Raw genomic sequence first — 15,991 nt, 5'->3', positions numbered from 1 at the left:
AGGCTGAAAGGTCTGCCTTTTGTTTTTCTTGCCGTGATTAAGCATTTGCCCGCAAAAGGAATGCAAGCGGTCAAATTCTGATAATCTTTTGCAAGAACCATCAATGATATTACGAATTCTTATCTCAACTCTTTTTTATTTCTTTTTTGTTCTAAAAAAATCTTCTAAATCATAACTAAGCATTATTTTTCTTTTTGAGACTGAGTTGTTAGATTCTTTACATCACTTATTTTTGAAAAGGAATGTTTATGCATAACCGAGATCTTTATCCTTATGAAATTCTGCAAGATATTATTGATAAAAGCCAAGCGAAATCAAACGCCAGCTTAAAAATGTTAGCTATCCTAAGCTTTCTGGGGGGCGGCTATGTAGGCTTTGGGTTTCTCGCTTATTTAAGAGTCGTTAGTGGCATTCCACCAGAATGGGGCGGGCTAGCTAACTTACTGGGGGCTGCGGTATTTCCAATTTGCTTGATTTGTATTCTATTAGGTGGTGGGGAGCTTGCCACTGGTAATATGATGCTGATGGCACTCGGTAAGTTTAGCAAAAAAGTAAGTATGTCTAAATTAGCACGCAACTGGATTATTGTCAGTCTAGGCAACTTGGCTGGTGCAGTGACTGTAGCCTACTTTTTAGGACATTATGTTGGATTAAGTGAAGGTATCGCATTATCAAAAACCGTTGCTATTGCTGAATCTAAAGTGCATATGGATTTTGGGCGAGCTTTTATTTCGGCAATTGCCTGTAACTGGATGGTTTGTATGGGGATTTGGTTCTATTTCGGCTCAAAATACAATTCAGGGCGAATTTTAGGTATGTGGTTTCCTGTGATGATCTTTGTCTTGATTGGTTTACAACATTTTGTTGCGAATATGTTTATCATTCCTGCTGGAATCTGGGCTGGAGCAAATGTCACTTGGAGTGAGTTTTTCTTAAATATGATCCCTGTCTTTTTAGGTAATGTGACGGGCGGAATTATTTTTGTAAGCGCTTCTTATCTCTTTGCATATAAACATCTATTAAAAGACGATTATTCCATTTAAGTATTAAGCGGTCGATTTTGTATAAAATATTGCAAAATCGACCGCTTGAGTTTAGGCTTTCAAATCTTTTGGGCGAATGCCTAAGCCAATTAATGTGCCAAAATAGCCAATCACGGCAAGCCCAATCAGCCAACCTAACCAGTGAATTTTTCCCCAGAAGGAAAGGCTATTCCAACCAGCCAAATCGGGCGAGAAATAGTGAATAGATACTCCCATAACACAGCCTGCAATCAATAATTTCAACGCAAATAGTGCTGTTTTACGGCTAATTTGATAAATGTTACGTTGCCATAAGCCACGATAGAGTAAACTCATATTCACAAAGGCAGAAAGGGCTGATGCCATTGCTAGGCCAAGATAGCCAAACGGAATTGCCAACACACCGAAGCAGATATTACTGATAGTTGCAATAATACCGATTTTGACCGGTGTTTTCGTGTTTTGGTTAGCGTAGAAACCGTTGGCGAGAATGCTGATCATCATATAGCTGATTAAGCCAAAACACATTACAAATAATGCATTAGAAGAGGCAATGACATCTTCCAAACCAAATTTTCCACGCATAAACATGGTCATCATTAATGGTTTTGCCAAAATTGCAATGCCAATCATTGCAGGAATACCGAGTAATAGAACCATTCGCACCCCCCAATCCATCGTTTGTTTAAATTGTTGAATACGCTGTTCATCACTTAGCGTTTTCTGTTTAGCGATGCGAGAGAGTGCTGGCAAAATCACAGTGGAAATCGCAATGCCAAACAAGCCAAGTGGAAATTCAATTAAGCGATCGGCATAATAGAGCCAGCTAATTGAGCCAGTAATAAGAAAACTGGCGATCACTTGGTTAATCAGTAAATTGATTTGTGTTACCGATACCCCAAAAAGTGCAGGGATCATTAAATTGCGAACCTTTTTGACCCCTTCATCATGCCACGCCCATTTAGGTTTAACCAATAAACCTTCTTTTTTCATAAACGGAATCTGGAAGAGAAATTGTAACAAACCGCCTAAGAAAATCCCCCAAGCCAGTGCCGTATCGGGTGAATCAAAATAATCTGCTCCCCAGAGTGCCATTGCAATCATTGCAACATTGAGAAGCACTGGCGAGAATGCCATGACACCAAATTTACCGACCGTATTTAGGACTGCACCTGAAAGGGCAACAAAGGTAATAAACCAGAGATAAGGAAAGGTAATTTTGAGTAGCACGGAGGCTTGCTCATATTTGTGAGCATCTGCCCCACCATTAAGCCAATCCATAAACCAGCCAGTACCGAATAAGGCAGCAACGACAGGTGAACCAATCATTGCAACAAGGGTAACAATCGTGACTAGACCGCCGAGAGTCCCCGATACCTTAGCGATAAATTCACGGGTTTTGTTGGGATCATTTTCGGCATTGTATTCTGCGAGTACAGGCACAAATGCCTTAGAAAATGCCCCTTCCGCAAATAGCCGCCGCAGAAAGTTAGGAATACGGTTAGCAAATAAAAAGACATCGGCAACCACGCCAGCTCCTAATAAATTTGCTACCACCACATCACGAATTAATCCCAGAATACGGGAAAGCAGGGTCATACTGCTGACAATAAGCCCTGATTTAAGCAATTTTTTACTCACAATCATCCAACCTTTAAGAAAAATTGTGCGGAATTTTAGCAGTTTTGAGTAGGAAAATCTGAAAAAAACTGCTAAAATCCGCCCCTATCTTTTTCACAAGATGTTTTCTTGCGAGAATGATGCTATTTTCAAGCCCGTGTCTCGTTGAAAATATAAACTAGCTAGTCCGCATAAACATTGTTTATGCTTTTATTTTTTACACAGATAATTCTTAGGAGTTTGACCTTGGCTAATATCAAGTCAGCAAAAAAACGTGCGATTCAATCTGAAAAACGCCGTCAACATAACGCAAGCCAACGCTCTATGATGCGTACTTACATCAAAAAAGTTTATGCTCAAGTAGTAGCAGGCGATAAAGCAGCAGCTGAAGCTGCATTCGTTGAAATGCAAAAAGTCGTAGACCGTATGGCGTCTAAAGGCTTAATCCACGCTAATAAAGCAGCAAATCACAAATCTAAATTAGCTGCTCAAATCAAAAAATTAGCGTAATTTTAAGCTGAAATTTGCAAATTTTTAGAGAAAACCGACCGCTTGTAGGTCGGTTTTTTTCCATCTAATAAATTGACATATCTATAATCATAGATACAATGCCGTCCTATGGAATTAATTGAAATTTTTAAAACACTGGGTAATGAATACCGCTGGCAAATGCTGTTATGGCTAAAAGAGCCGGAAAAGTATTTTGAGCCAGAACATATTAAAGCTGATGATAGCGAATTTGCTGGTGGTGTTTGCGTTGGGCGTTTGACGGAAAAGGCAGGCTTAGCACAATCGGTAGTCTCCAATTATTTAAATGCATTGCGTGATGCGGGTTTGGTGGAATCCCTCAGAGTCGGGAAATGGACTTATTACCGTTATAATCCGCAAGCCGCTACCCAGTTTTTACAGTTATTAAATCAGCAGTTATAAAATGCCTTCGGGCATTTTTTATGTGCAAGATGAATCTAGATTTTTAGATATTAGGATTTAAATAAGGACGTTTATATGAACCCAAAACATGCCGATCTTTTCCAATCTTTCACGTTAAATAATGGTGTAGAGATTTCAAATCGTTTAGTTGTTGCCCCAATGACCCATTTTGGCTCAAATGCGGATGGCACATTAGGTGAACAAGAAGCGCGTTTTATTTCAAATCGCGCGGGCGATATTGGTTTATTTATCCATGCTGCAACCCTTGTTGCAGATGGAGGCAAAGCGTTTCACGGGCAGCCGGAGGCCATTCATGCCAGTCAGCTAAATAGTCTGCGTGAAACAGCACAGCTAGCTCAACAACAAGGGGCAAAAGCAATTTTGCAAATCCACCACGGCGGCAATAAAGCGGTTGCTGAGTTGCTTAATGGTAAAGATCTCATCACTGCAAGTGATGATCCTGCAACTGGTGCAAGAGCAGTAACGCTAGAAGAAATTTATTCACTGATTGCAGCTTATGCTCATGCGACAGATTTAGCGATTCAAGCTGGTTTTGATGGCGTAGAAATTCATGGTGCAAATGGTTATTTAATCCAACAATTCTATTCAGCGCAAACAAATCAACGCACCGATGAATGGGGCGGAAGTCGTGAAAATCGAATGCGTTTTCCTTTGGCGGTGGTTGATGCGGTAACGGCAGTGCGTGAAAAACATCAGAAAGCCGATTTCATTATCGGCTATCGTTTCTCACCAGAGGAAGCAGGCGAAAATGGCTTAACGATGGAAGATACTTTTGCTTTACTTGATGCATTAGTAGAAAAACCATTGCAATATCTGCATATTTCGCTTCATGAGTTTTACAAAAAAGCACGCCGTGGCGCAGATACCAACTTAACCCGTATGCAATTAGTCCACGAACGCATTAACGGTAAACTGCCATTGATTGGTGTGGGTAGCCTATTCACTGCGGATCAAATTTCAGATGCATTTAACACAGGTTGGGCAGAGTTTATCGCACTAGGTAAAACAGTGATGATAAACCCTGCGATTGCGACCTTAATTAAAGAAGGCAGAGAAAACGAAATCGTAACTGAATTAGATCCAAACCGTGCAGATCAATATGGCATACCTGATATTCTCTGGGGCTTATGCAAACAAGGTGGTGCTTGGTTACCACCGTTGAAAGGACAGGAATGGTCGCCTGTTGATATTTAAAAATATTGCCACCGAAAGGTGGCATTTTTTATGAGTATAAAACGGCGACTAATTTATCTTGAAAAAATAACAGTGGTGTGGTGGAGCGAGCCCAAACAGGCACATTGTGGGCTTTCCAGATTTTTTTCAGCTCTTCTCGATGTGGTTTTCCATACTGCTGTATTTTGCCTGTTTGACCTGTTTTGAGTATAAGGGGCTGATTTTGCAATTCAATGGGTATAGGAAAGCGGTGAGTTTTGCCTGAAATTGTGCAAATTAGTTCTGTTGCTGAGCGAGTAATCGCAATGTTTTGTAGGGGCGAGCCGATGTGTTCGCCCGATGATGGTTCGGGAATTTCAATATAAATCGGCTCTTGCTTCTCAATTTGTTCGGTAACAAAAATCGTTTTCTGATACCGTCTAATCAGCTTATCTCCTAATTTCATTTCGGGGTTACGATCTTGTTTTGCAAAAATTAGCGCTGAAATCACCGCTTGTAGTTGTGTTTGGCTTGGCATGACAACATTGTTTTTCTTGAGCCATAAACGAATAAGTTGTTGCTGTTTTAATGCAGAAAAGTGTTCAAAACCGCGAATATCGAACTGATTTTGTTCACCGATTCGCTGGCTTAATTCCGCATTTAATAACTCTTCAATTAATGCCTGTTGTGCAGCACAATGCTGTGCAGAACGTGCCACCATTTGGTTAAATTGGGTAAAACGTTGGTTTAGTGCGGGCAAAATTTGATTACGCAGAAAATTACGATCAAAGCGGTTATCTGCGTTACTTTCGTCCGTAATCCACGCCAAATTTTGGCTTTCGGCATAGCGTAAAATCTCTGCCTTGCTCACATTTAACAGCGGTCTAAAAATCGCAAAATTTTGCCAATTTCCCACCGCTTGCATTGCGGATAATCCTTGTAATCCACTGCCCCGTTTTAGTGCTAAGAGAAAGGTTTCGGCTTGATCATCTAAATGGTGGGCGGTAACAAATACTTCTGTTGGGCGGATTGTTTCGCTAATTGCTTGATAGCGAGCGGCTCTTGCATTGGCTTCTAGCCCTTGATGCCCCTTTACTACCACTTTACGCAGTTCAAAGGGAATGTTGAGTTGTTGGCAAAGGGTTTCGCAGAAATCAGCCCAATGATCTGCATTTGGGCTTAAGCCGTGATGGATATGTACTGCACGCAGATTGAGATTTGGGTATTGAGCAAAAAGATGGAGCAGTACAACAGAATCAACGCCACCGCTTAGCCCGATTAAAAAATCGTGCTGTTGGGGGAAATGTTGGTGGAGTTGAGTGGTGAGCGTATGTGCTAGCATTAGACTTGTAGCCAAAAAGTAACAGGGCCATCATTTTGCAGGCTCACTTGCATATCGGAGCCAAATCGCCCTGTTTGGGTGTGAATTTTTTGAGCGGCTTGCTGGTGAAAATAGTCGTATAAACGCTCGGCATCAGCAGGTGCTGCCCCACGAGAAAAACTTGGACGCAAGCCTTTTTGCGTATCGGCAGCAAGGGTAAATTGCGACACGACCAGTAAACTCCCGCCAGCCTGTTGGACATTTAAATTCATTTTGTCGTTTTCATCAGGAAAAACTCGGTAATTGAGTACTTTCTCAAGCAGTTTATCGGCTTTCGCTTGGTTATCTTCTTTTTCCACACCAAGCAGCACTAGTAAACCGCGAGCAATCTCGCCCACCGTTTGATTTTCGACTTCGACTTTTGCCCATTTTACTCTTTGGATCAGTGCGATCATTTTTTGTCCTTAATAAAGAGAGAGTTTAAATTTAGAGGCTGATGCTTATCCCTGCCCATTTTCGATTTTATTTTGCTCCACTTCTTTGAGTACAGAGGCAAATTGTCCGCCAAGTAGCACGACTTTCCAGCTCAACTGCACCCAAACAAACATGATCGGAATAGTGGCAAGTGCACCGTAAATAGCTTGGTAAGAAGGGAAGGTAGTGATATACCAAATAAAAAGTTGTTTGCCGAGTGTAAAGAAGGCCCCCGCAAATAAAGCGCCGAGCGCAGCGTGTTTAAATTTTACTGTAGTATTTGGCACCAGCTTATAAATCATTGTAAACATTAGCCAAGTTAGCAGAAAAGGGACAAATTTCAGTAGATAGATTTTCAATGAGATAATCTCTTCTATACCCTGCAAATCAAACATTTGCAATGAGAGCAGGTAAGTGCTCACTGCAATACTTGCTCCTGCCATTAACGGCGCAAAAATCAAAATGCCCAAATAGACAAGAAAAGAACGAACTGGTGGACGTTTAGGGGTATTTTGCCACATTTCGTTAAAGGCTTTATCAATATTGGAGATCAGCATCACCGCCACGACAACTAAACCTAGAATGCTCACTATGCCCATTTTTTTTGAATTGCTGACAAATAATTCAAGGTAAGTTTGTACCATCGCCCCTGCATTGGGGGCGAAATTGTCGTAAACGTACTCTTTAAGTTGGCTTGCCGCATCATCAAAAATAGGAGAAAGCGCAAACACCGAAAATGCCACCATAATTAATGGCACAATCGAAAGTAGCGTACTATAAGTTAAATAACCTGCATAAATGCCGACTCTATTTTCTTGCATGCGGCGAGCAAATAATTTTGCAAAATTTATCCAATTTTTCATCGCTTGTATTACTATTTACGGCTTAAATAATCCCCTTCGCACACCCATTTGTAAGTAGTGAGTGCTTCTAATCCCATTGGGCCTCGTGCGTGTAATTTTTGCGTACTCACGGCGACTTCCGCCCCTAAACCAAATTGAGCACCATCGGTAAAACGAGTGCTGGCATTGATATATACTGCTGCTGCATCGACCTGCTGCACAAATTGACGAGCAAGGGTGTGGTTTTCAGTCAAAATACTTTCGGAATGTTGGCTACCATAAGTGCGGATATGTTCAATCGCTTGCTCAATATCATCCACCACAACCAGATTAAGATCATAAGAGAGCCATTCTTGGTTGAGTTTGGCGGGATCAAGCGGCTGAATTTGCGGCGTTTTTTGCAAATCGGCAGGGAAATCATCACTATGGAAGGTAACATTCGGTAAGCCTGTGAGCAATTTCGGTAAAAATTCCGCCGCAATACTACGTTGTACCAAGAGGGTCTCCAGCGTATTACAGGTGCTTGGTCGCTGGGTTTTTGCATTGCGAATTACCTCAATGGCACGTGCCTGATTGGCAGATTGCTCGACAAATAGATGGCACACCCCAATCCCCCCCACAATGACCGGAATAGTTGAATTTTCTTTGCAGAATTGGTGTAAACCCGCACCGCCACGAGGGATCAGCATATCAATATAGCGATCAAGTTTGAGCAATTCGAGCAGTAAGGAACGATCAGGATCGGTCACTGCCTGTACGGCTAATTTAGGTAAGCCTGCTTGTGCTAGAGCATTTTGCACCACTTCAACCAACACGGCATTGGTAAATTTAGTTTCTTTACCGCCTCGTAAGATCACGGCATTACCCGTTTTCAAACAGAGAGAAGCCACATCAATAGTCACATTTGGGCGTGCTTCGTAGATGGTTAAAATCACCCCGAGTGGCACACGCTGGCGCTGGATTTTAAGCCCACTATCAAGCACTCCGCCATCAATAATTTGCCCCACGGGGTCGGCAAGACTTGCAACATTACGCACATCATCTGCAATAGCTTTAATGCGTTCAGGGGTGAGTAGTAAGCGGTCAATAATCGCCTCAGAAATCCCCTGTGATTGGGCAAATGTAATATCTTTCGCATTAGCTGAAAGAATTTCATTAACACGTTGTTCCAACGCATCGGCAATAGCAATTAACGCACGATTTTTATCTAGATTACCAAATTGAGCAAGTTCAATGCTGGCTTGCTTGGCTTGTTGTGCAATTTTGAGCATAGTCATGGGTTTGTTTCCGATTAAAAATTTTAGCGAAAGTGTAGCATGACAAACAGCAAATTTCAGCCAATAAAAAACCCCATCAGCAAGCTGACGGGGTTAAAGATGGCGGAGGAAGTGAGATTCGAACTCACGGAGGGCTATTAACCCTCGCCGGTTTTCAAGACCGGTGCATTCAACCGCTCTGCCATTCCTCCAAGTTGAATACGCTTTTTTATTTTTAAAGCATAACTTCAAAAATAAAACCTGCTGACTTTTACAATAAATATCAACAGGCTAATCAAATTAAGTGGCGGAGGAAGTGAGATTCGAACTCACGGAGGGCTATTAACCCTCGCCGGTTTTCAAGACCGGTGCATTCAACCGCTCTGCCATTCCTCCGCTGTTGAAAACAGGCGGAATAATAGAGATAAACCGCCATGTGGTCAAGCGATAATTTCATTGAGTGAAATGAACGCTTTATTTTTAAGCGATAACGACACGCCATTTAAACATCAAGCCGCCCTATTTTCGAATAAGCCAAACACCACTTTCAATATGATCGGTATAAGGGAATTGATCAAACAATGCGGCACGTTCAATTTGGTGAGTTTGGCTGAGTTGTTTAAGATTATCTGCCAAGGTATGTGGGTTACACGAAATATATAGAATTCGCTCATAGCTTTGCACCATATCTAAGGTAGCTTGATCAAGCCCTGCACGTGGTGGATCAACAAAAATTGTATTGCAGTCGTAGGATTTTAAATCAATATCGCGTAAGCGATAAAAAGCACGTACCCCATTCATTGCTTGGGTAAATTCTTCGGCAGACATTCGGATAATATTGAGATTATTCACGCCGTTTTTCTCAATGTTATATTGAGCAGAATTGACTGATGAAGTTGAAATTTCGGTAGCAAGTACTTTACGGAAATTATTGGCTAAAGCGATGGAGAAATTGCCATTTCCGCAGTAAAGCTCAAGTAAATCACCTTGACTATTTGCTGTGCAGCTTCTTGCCCATTGCAACATTTGAATATTCATTTTGGCATTGGGTTGCGTGAAACTGTTTTCTACTTGGCGATAGTGATAATCCTGACCATCAACATTCAGTATTTCTTCTACGTAGTCGTGATCGAAAGCAATTTTCTGTTTAGTTGCTCGTCCAATAAGTTGCAGGTTGAAGCCGATGCCTTCCAAACGCTTTTTCAGCATCTCTGCTTGTCTTTCCCATTCGCTATCTAGTTTTTTATGATAGAGCATTGAAACAGCAATTTGTCCGCTTAACGTAGAAAGATAGTCGATCTGAAATAGCTTGCGAGTGAGTATTTCATTGCCTTTAATTTCGGCGAGTATTGCCTTCATCATACGGTTGATCAGCTGTGAAGCAATAGGAAATTCATCGACACGGTAACGCTGCTTAGTCTCTTGGTCGAACATAATATGATACAGATCGCCATTATCGTGCCAAACACGAAATTCCGCACGCATTCTAAAATGGCTTGTTTCAGAAGCAAAAACCTCTAATGCGGGTGAGGAAAATGGGGCAAGTAAAGCGGTCAGTTTTTCGGTTTTTTTTGCAAGTAAATCAGGGTATTGGGAGATAGGTAGGATCATCGCAGTTCTCAGAAATAATGAGGGGCGAATATTTATTCGCCCCTATAGGGGAAGATTGTATAAATTACTCAGAATCGTCGCCAGTACCCACATCGCCACTTACATCACCGGACAGCGTATAGATACGTTTACTTTTGCTGGTTAGAGTACGGTATTTAATCCAAACTTTTTCTAGCGCAGTTTCAGCAACACGTTCGCCTTTTACAACAGCAACAAATTGTTCTTCTTCAGCCGTTGCGGGTTGGCGTTCACCACTCTCTAATGCTAAGCAAGCTTGACCAAATTGTTCTAAATTTTGTGATTCTCGGATAGTGTAGTCACCGTGACGAGCAAAACCACGAGGGTAATTTTTATCATCGAAAAAACGACGAGTAACGCTAAAACTTTCTGCCATAATTGCCTCTTTTTTATACTAAAAATAACGAAATCAAAAATCGGGCAAGCATTAAAGCCAAAAGTGAGCAATAAATCAATGTTTTAATGTAAAAAGCCATAAGATTTCTGCAAATTAGTAGGATTTTTTTGAATAAGTGAATTTTTGAGAGGTAGATCACATTTTTTTAAAAATGCCACCAATGTGAGTGTGATCTACTTCACATTTTTGACCAAATCAAATTGGTGACTTTCCCAAAGGGTGCTATTTTGGCTATGTTTTATTCACTTAATCTCTCTTTTTCGAGGTTTTTATGTCTTCTAATTTAAAAGTTAAAGTCCAAGGTTTTGGGCGTTTTTTATCCAATATGGTGATGCCGAATATCGGCGCATTTATTGCGTGGGGATTCATCACTGCACTCTTTATTCCAACAGGTTGGTTGCCAAATGAGTCGCTAGGCGAATTAGTCGGACCGATGATCAAATACTTGTTGCCCCTCTTAATTGGTTATACAGGTGGTAAATTAGCCGGCGGTGAACGTGGCGCGGTTGTGGGAGCGATTACTACAATGGGTATCATTGTAGGTTCTGAAATCCCGATGTTCCTAGGTGCGATGATTGTTGGCCCTCTTGGTGGCTGGGCAATCAAAACCTTTGATAAAGCCATTGAAGGCAAAGTAAAAAGTGGCTTTGAGATGCTGGTAAATAATTTCTCTGCCGGTATCATTGGTATGCTACTTGCTCTACTTTCTTATGCAGTTATCGGGGGATTAGTTACTCAGCTTTCTGATTTACTTGCAGCAGGGGTAAATGCGCTAGTTGCAGCAAATTTATTGCCTCTCACATCAATTATTGTTGAGCCAGCAAAAATTCTCTTCTTAAATAACGCGATTAACCACGGTATTTTCTCGCCTCTGGGTATTCAACAATCGGCAGAGTTGGGTAAATCCATATTTTTCTTAATTGAAGCAAACCCAGGCCCTGGTTTTGGGATCTTACTTGCCTATATGTTTTTTGGTAAAGGTTCAGCAAAACAGAGTGCAGGTAGTGCATCAATCATCCATTTCTTAGGTGGTATTCACGAAATTTACTTCCCATATGTGTTAATGAATCCTCGTCTAATTCTTGCGGTTATTGCTGGTGGAGCAACTGGGGTATTAACTAATTCATTATTAGGCGGTGGCTTAGTTTCTCCGGCTTCTCCAGGTTCGATTATTGCAGTATTAGCGATGACTCCTGCAGGTGCGCATTTTGCAGTGATCCTTTCGGTGATTTTATCTTGCGCGGTAACTTTTGCGATTGCCTCAGTACTGCTTAAAATGCAAAAAGGTGAGGGTTCGCTGGAAGATGCCCAATCTCAAATGCAATCAATGAAAGCACAAAGCAAGGGGGGTGCTGTGGCAAATGGCAATATCAGCAAAATCTATGTTGCTTGTGATGCAGGTATGGGGTCAAGTGCGATGGGCGCAAGTATGTTGCGTAAGAAAGTGCAAAATGCCGGTTTAAACATTGAAGTACAAAATCTTGCAATCAATGATTTACCGAGTAATGCGGAGTTGGTGATTACTCATCAAGATTTAACCGCTCGAGCAACAAAACAAGTGCCCAATGCACAGCATTTATCACTTTCTAACTTCTTAGATGGGGCATTTTATGACAGCCTAGTTACTGATTTAAGCCAAAAGCAAGGTGGGCAAGCGGTGCAAAATAGCGAAAGTTCTGCAAAAATTGAGGGCGAAAACTTAACCTTGCAAGCAGAACAAATTTTCTTAGGCTTACAAGCCGCAAATAAAGCGGAAGCTATCCGTTTTGCTGGTGAGCAGTTGGTGAAAGCAGGCTTTGTTACGCCGGCATATGTGGACGCAATGTTTGCCCGTGAAGAGCAGGTTTCCACCTATCTTGGTGAAGGCTTAGCGGTTCCACATGGCACATTAGAAGCAAAAGACAGCGTGCTAAAAACAGGGATCGTGGTATGCCAATATCCAAATGGTGTACGTTTTACCGATGAAGAAGATGGCGTAGCTAGATTGGTGATCGGTATTGCGGCAAGAGGCAATGAGCATATCCAAATTTTAAGTAGTTTGACCAATGCGCTTGATGATGAGCAAGCAATGCAAACCCTAACATCAACAAATGATGTTGAGGAAGTGTTAAAATTACTGGGTAAATAAAATCGTAGGGGCGAGCAAGTGTGTTCGCCCATGTTTTTCGGGCAGGCAATAGGTCTGCCACCACTAAATAGACAATAGGAAAAATGACAATGAATGCACTTCATTTCGGCGCAGGTAATATTGGGCGCGGCTTTATCGGTAAATTATTAGCAGATGCAGGTATCCACGTGATTTTTGCCGACATCAATCAAGCGCAAATTGATCAAATCAACCAAAATCAGCAATACGGTGTGAAAATTGTCGGTGATGATAGTCGTGTTGAAATTGTCCGCAATATTGAAGCGATTAACTCCAAAGATGAACAAGCGGTAATGGAGAAAGTAAAAAGTGTTGAGCTGATTACCACCGCGGTTGGCCCAAATGTGCTCGGTTTTATTGCACCACTATTTGCTAAAGCATTAGCGGCTCGTGTTGAAAGCGGTAATACTCAACCATTGAACATTATTGCATGTGAGAATATGGTACGAGGCACTTCGTTTTTTAAGCGTAAAATTTTTGAAAATTTAACTGCAGAACAGCAAACAGAAGTGGAAAAATATGTAGGCTTTGTGGATTCTGCCGTAGACAGAATTGTACCGCCTGCGGAAAGTAATCCAAATGATCCGTTGGAGGTGACGGTTGAGGAATTTAGTGAATGGATTGTGGATCAAACCCAATTTAAAGGCGAAATTCCCATCATTAAAGGAATGGAATTAACCGACAATTTAATGGCATTTGTAGAACGTAAGTTGTTTACATTAAATACAGGACATCTGATCTGTGCTTACTTAGGTAAACAAGCGGGTGTACAGTGGATTAAACAAGCGATAGCCATTGAAGAAATTAAAGCTCAAGTGAAAGCGACAATGGAAGAAAGCGGAGCCGTGCTAATTAAACGTTACGCTTTTGATGCACAAGCCCATGCCGCTTATATTGAGAAAATTCTCAAACGCTTTGCAAATCCATATTTGAATGATGATGTAAACCGCGTTGGGCGTGAACCAATTCGTAAATTAAGTGAAAATGACCGCTTAATCAAGCCGTTAAGAGGTACGTTAGAATATGGCTTACCGCATACAAATTTAGTGAAAGGTGCGGTAATGGCATTGCATTATCGTAATGAAGAAGACCCACAAGCGGTCGAATTAACCGAATTTATTGCAAAAAATGGGGTAGAACAAGCGGTGCGTCATTACACTGGTTTGAGCGATGAAACGGTGATTGCTGAGATTGTGGCAGCTTATTAAGCGGAATGACTGAACATAACGACTTTATTGAACAATTAAGCGAGAAAGACAATATTCACGCCTTTCTCGCTTTGTGTTGCCAGAAAATTGCCGATCAGATTGATTGCTTAATTGAGCGAGTGTTTCGGAAGCAAGACTTCGCATTGAAATCGGTGGTAGATAGCTTATTTGAGCATCAAGGGCCACTTGCTGATCTGAGTGTGCGTTTAAAAGTGCTGCTTGGGCTTGGCGTAATTTCTGTAGAGTGCTATCAAGATCTCTCGCTCTTATTGCGTGCAGAGCAAATAGTTAAAAAGGAACACTCGCTAACTTTTGCCAGCCCTCAAGTATTAAAGTTTGCTGAGCGGTTAAATTTAGCGGATGTGCAGCAGATCAACGGGTTGATACAAAGCTTCCCGACATTAAACGATCCGAATTCACTCCAGTATCAAATGCAGCAAATGCGAATTGAAAAAATGGTGCGTTCGTGCCTTATTCTTACTGTTGTCGAATTGCTCGAAGCTTTAGATGTGGATAGTCCCCTTTAAATAACCTTGAATAAAATCAGCAATCTGCTCAATATTATTAATATCTAGTAAATTCTCACATGCGAGTGGATAATCCGTTGCCGTGGCAAGGGTAAATTGATCTTGCTTTGGCAATGGCTTTTCCATCGCTTTACGGTGTAGTTGAATTTTAGGCAACTGCTCATGTTTAAATCCTTCTAGCAAAATTAAATCAACGTTTTCCTGTGCCATTTTGGCTACAAGCTGTTCAAATGGAACGAGTTGTTCTGTTTCCACCATTAATGCCCAGCGCTGTTCGCAAACAACCATGGTTGGGTTAGCGCCAGCAGCACGTAAGCGGTGGCTATCTTTGCCAGCCTTATCCACATCCACATTATGATGTGAGTGCTTAATTAGCCCTACATGGATTTGCCGTTGCCTGAGTATAGGAATAAGTTTTTCGAGGAGCGTGGTTTTACCAGTGCCACTATAACCGGTAATCGCAAGTAATTTGGGGTTGCTGATTTTTTGTGAGTTTTGACCGCTTGTGATAGGCGAATTGGCAAATTCGGCAGGCGTATTGAAATTCTGAAATGCCGATGGCTTAGTTGAAAAATCAACAGCAATACTTTTCTGGGTTTGGAAAAATGCGAATAATCGACGCTCACCGTTTGCTAAATAGGCTTGTAATGCGGGCAACGTAGAGCGATGAATAAGAGCAAAAGTGGGGTGGGGGCGTTCACCATCATGAGCATAAGCAATCTGGGCTTGATTAATGCGTAAAGCCTGCGTTAATTTCTGAACGAGATTGCTTGGTAGATATGGGCTATCGCAGGGGACAAAGAGCAGATAGTCCGCATCAATATGATGAAAACCCGAAAGCATGCCACTGAGTGCCCCTTGAAAATCGGCTAGTTCATCATGATAGCTTGGGATAGTTGGGAATAGCGCTTGATACTGTGCAAATGAACGGTTGATATTTAACCAAATGTCATCGATTTGTGGTGCAAGACGTTCAAGAATATGACCGACGAGTGGTTTGCCCTGAAAGAGTTGTAAACCCTTATCCACGCCGCCTAAACGGCTTGCTTTTCCACCAGCAAGAATAACTGCGCTTATTTGCAAATTTTTTGCCATTTTTGCCCCCTTGTTTTTGCAAATTGAGTGTGAAACCGCTATGATTTCGCCTATTTCCAGCAAAATTTTAAGGATTGTACGATGAAATGTAAACGTTTAGACGAAGTGCTTGAATTATTGGGCGAACATTGGCGCAAAGAGCCTGATTTGCACCTCATCGAGCTGTTGCATAAATTGGCAGAAGAGGTTGGAAAACCGAATGATTTAGATGCCCTGCGTGATGAAGTGTTGATTTATCAGTTAAAAATGCGTGGTGAAAGCAAAGATGCTGTTATTCCAGGGATTAAAAAAGATTACGAAGAAGATTTTAAAACCGCTTTATTACGCGCACGTGGAATTTTGAGCGAGTAA

Annotated in this window: 16 protein-coding genes and 2 tRNA genes; 8 read left to right on the top strand and 10 right to left on the bottom strand. The window is 41.5% G+C overall.

Annotated features, from left to right (window positions below; genetic code table 11):
• The first annotated feature begins 248 nt into the window (after nucleotides 1-248).
• Entirely contained in the window at nucleotides 249-1,043 is a 795-nt protein-coding gene (locus EDC51_RS09715; protein WP_125134243.1) for a formate/nitrite transporter family protein, read from the top strand.
• 51 nt (nucleotides 1,044-1,094) lie between these two features.
• On the opposite strand, the gene murJ is transcribed toward EDC51_RS09715, so the two are convergent.
• Entirely contained in the window at nucleotides 1,095-2,663 is a 1,569-nt protein-coding gene (murJ, locus tag EDC51_RS09710) for a murein biosynthesis integral membrane protein MurJ (RefSeq protein WP_131928829.1), read from the bottom strand.
• A gap of 225 nt (nucleotides 2,664-2,888) precedes the next feature.
• Here murJ and rpsT point away from each other — a divergent pair, with 225 nt between their 5' ends.
• From rpsT to EDC51_RS09695, 3 genes are all read left to right on the top strand, one after another.
• On the top strand, nucleotides 2,889-3,152 hold the full coding sequence (gene rpsT, locus EDC51_RS09705; protein WP_015431702.1) for a 30S ribosomal protein S20: 264 nt from the start codon (nucleotides 2,889-2,891) through the stop codon (nucleotides 3,150-3,152).
• A gap of 108 nt (nucleotides 3,153-3,260) precedes the next feature.
• Nucleotides 3,261-3,572, top strand: a complete 312-nt coding sequence (locus tag EDC51_RS09700; protein WP_025267411.1) for an ArsR/SmtB family transcription factor — start codon at nucleotides 3,261-3,263, stop codon at nucleotides 3,570-3,572.
• Between the two features lie 75 nt (nucleotides 3,573-3,647).
• On the top strand, nucleotides 3,648-4,787 hold the full coding sequence (locus EDC51_RS09695; protein WP_025267410.1) for an NADH-dependent flavin oxidoreductase: 1,140 nt from the start codon (nucleotides 3,648-3,650) through the stop codon (nucleotides 4,785-4,787).
• 28 nt (nucleotides 4,788-4,815) lie between these two features.
• On the opposite strand, the gene tilS is transcribed toward EDC51_RS09695, so the two are convergent.
• From tilS to EDC51_RS09655, 8 genes are all read right to left on the bottom strand, one after another.
• Nucleotides 4,816-6,087 (bottom strand): tRNA lysidine(34) synthetase TilS, encoded by a 1,272-nt coding sequence (gene tilS, locus EDC51_RS09690; RefSeq protein WP_131928828.1) that lies wholly within the window; start codon nucleotides 6,085-6,087, stop codon nucleotides 4,816-4,818.
• Nucleotides 6,087-6,521, bottom strand: coding sequence for a D-aminoacyl-tRNA deacylase (dtd, locus tag EDC51_RS09685; protein WP_131928827.1), 435 nt, complete (start codon nucleotides 6,519-6,521; stop codon nucleotides 6,087-6,089). Before dtd ends, tilS begins: the two co-directional genes overlap by 1 nt.
• 45 nt (nucleotides 6,522-6,566) lie before the next feature.
• Nucleotides 6,567-7,403 carry a virulence factor BrkB family protein gene (locus tag EDC51_RS09680; RefSeq protein WP_131928826.1) on the bottom strand — a complete coding sequence of 279 codons (837 nt, stop codon included), beginning with the start codon at nucleotides 7,401-7,403 and terminating at the stop codon, nucleotides 6,567-6,569.
• Nucleotides 7,404-7,414: 11 nt separating this feature from the next.
• Entirely contained in the window at nucleotides 7,415-8,659 is a 1,245-nt protein-coding gene (gene proA, locus EDC51_RS09675; protein WP_131928825.1) for a glutamate-5-semialdehyde dehydrogenase, read from the bottom strand.
• Between the two features lie 100 nt (nucleotides 8,660-8,759).
• Nucleotides 8,760-8,850: transfer RNA gene (locus EDC51_RS09670), tRNA-Ser, on the bottom strand.
• A 93-nt stretch (nucleotides 8,851-8,943) separates the two neighbouring features.
• Nucleotides 8,944-9,034: transfer RNA gene (locus EDC51_RS09665), tRNA-Ser, on the bottom strand.
• A gap of 123 nt (nucleotides 9,035-9,157) precedes the next feature.
• Nucleotides 9,158-10,249 (bottom strand): tRNA (uridine(54)-C5)-methyltransferase TrmA, encoded by a 1,092-nt coding sequence (gene trmA / locus EDC51_RS09660; protein WP_131928824.1) that lies wholly within the window; start codon nucleotides 10,247-10,249, stop codon nucleotides 9,158-9,160.
• 64 nt (nucleotides 10,250-10,313) lie between these two features.
• Nucleotides 10,314-10,643: a MaoP family protein gene (locus EDC51_RS09655; protein WP_015431710.1), complete on the bottom strand. Its 330-nt coding sequence runs from the start codon at nucleotides 10,641-10,643 to the stop codon at nucleotides 10,314-10,316.
• 292 nt (nucleotides 10,644-10,935) lie between these two features.
• On the opposite strand from EDC51_RS09655, the gene EDC51_RS09650 reads away from it, so the two are divergent.
• The 3 genes from EDC51_RS09650 (at nucleotide 10,936) to EDC51_RS09640 (ending at nucleotide 14,545) form a co-directional block, all read left to right on the top strand.
• Nucleotides 10,936-12,792, top strand: coding sequence for a PTS mannitol transporter subunit IICBA (locus tag EDC51_RS09650; RefSeq protein WP_015431711.1), 1,857 nt, complete (start codon nucleotides 10,936-10,938; stop codon nucleotides 12,790-12,792).
• A gap of 89 nt (nucleotides 12,793-12,881) precedes the next feature.
• Nucleotides 12,882-14,018 carry a mannitol-1-phosphate 5-dehydrogenase gene (locus EDC51_RS09645; protein ID WP_131928823.1) on the top strand — a complete coding sequence of 379 codons (1,137 nt, stop codon included), beginning with the start codon at nucleotides 12,882-12,884 and terminating at the stop codon, nucleotides 14,016-14,018.
• 5 nt (nucleotides 14,019-14,023) lie between these two features.
• Entirely contained in the window at nucleotides 14,024-14,545 is a 522-nt protein-coding gene (locus EDC51_RS09640) for an MltR family transcriptional regulator (protein WP_015431713.1), read from the top strand.
• Here EDC51_RS09640 and mobA read toward each other — a convergent pair.
• Complete coding sequence (gene mobA / locus EDC51_RS09635) at nucleotides 14,522-15,640, bottom strand: molybdenum cofactor guanylyltransferase MobA (protein ID WP_131928822.1); 1,119 nt, start codon at nucleotides 15,638-15,640, stop codon at nucleotides 14,522-14,524. The genes EDC51_RS09640 and mobA overlap by 24 nt on opposite strands.
• 81 nt (nucleotides 15,641-15,721) lie before the next feature.
• On the opposite strand from mobA, the gene EDC51_RS09630 reads away from it, so the two are divergent.
• The gene (locus EDC51_RS09630) at nucleotides 15,722-15,991 is read left to right on the top strand and encodes a YihD family protein (protein ID WP_015431715.1); all 270 of its coding nucleotides are present in this window, start codon (nucleotides 15,722-15,724) and stop codon (nucleotides 15,989-15,991) included.

The sequence above is a fragment of the Bibersteinia trehalosi genome, assembly GCF_004346205.1.
GTDB classification, from domain to species: domain Bacteria; phylum Pseudomonadota; class Gammaproteobacteria; order Enterobacterales; family Pasteurellaceae; genus Bibersteinia; species Bibersteinia trehalosi.
The sequence above is the reverse complement of the archived record's forward strand: the minus strand, read 5'-3'. Positions and strand labels throughout refer to the sequence as shown.

Bases quoted from the DNA above. Each gene is read 5' to 3' on its own strand.
- EDC51_RS09715 (WP_125134243.1), top strand. From the start codon at position 249: ATGCATAACCGAGATCTTTATCCTTATGAAATTCTGCAAGATATTATT.
- EDC51_RS09700 (WP_025267411.1), top strand. From the start codon at position 3,261: ATGGAATTAATTGAAATTTTTAAAACACTGGGTAATGAATACCGCTGG.
- EDC51_RS09695 (WP_025267410.1), top strand. From the start codon at position 3,648: ATGAACCCAAAACATGCCGATCTTTTCCAATCTTTCACGTTAAATAAT.
- tilS (WP_131928828.1), bottom strand. From the start codon at position 6,087: ATGCTAGCACATACGCTCACCACTCAACTCCACCAACATTTCCCCCAA.
- dtd (WP_131928827.1), bottom strand. From the start codon at position 6,521: ATGATCGCACTGATCCAAAGAGTAAAATGGGCAAAAGTCGAAGTCGAA.
- EDC51_RS09680 (WP_131928826.1), bottom strand. From the start codon at position 7,403: ATGAAAAATTGGATAAATTTTGCAAAATTATTTGCTCGCCGCATGCAA.
- proA (WP_131928825.1), bottom strand. From the start codon at position 8,659: ATGACTATGCTCAAAATTGCACAACAAGCCAAGCAAGCCAGCATTGAA.
- trmA (WP_131928824.1), bottom strand. From the start codon at position 10,249: ATGATCCTACCTATCTCCCAATACCCTGATTTACTTGCAAAAAAAACC.
- EDC51_RS09655 (WP_015431710.1), bottom strand. From the start codon at position 10,643: ATGGCAGAAAGTTTTAGCGTTACTCGTCGTTTTTTCGATGATAAAAAT.
- EDC51_RS09650 (WP_015431711.1), top strand. From the start codon at position 10,936: ATGTCTTCTAATTTAAAAGTTAAAGTCCAAGGTTTTGGGCGTTTTTTA.
- EDC51_RS09645 (WP_131928823.1), top strand. From the start codon at position 12,882: ATGAATGCACTTCATTTCGGCGCAGGTAATATTGGGCGCGGCTTTATC.
- EDC51_RS09640 (WP_015431713.1), top strand. From the start codon at position 14,024: ATGACTGAACATAACGACTTTATTGAACAATTAAGCGAGAAAGACAAT.
- mobA (WP_131928822.1), bottom strand. From the start codon at position 15,640: ATGGCAAAAAATTTGCAAATAAGCGCAGTTATTCTTGCTGGTGGAAAA.
- EDC51_RS09630 (WP_015431715.1), top strand. From the start codon at position 15,722: ATGAAATGTAAACGTTTAGACGAAGTGCTTGAATTATTGGGCGAACAT.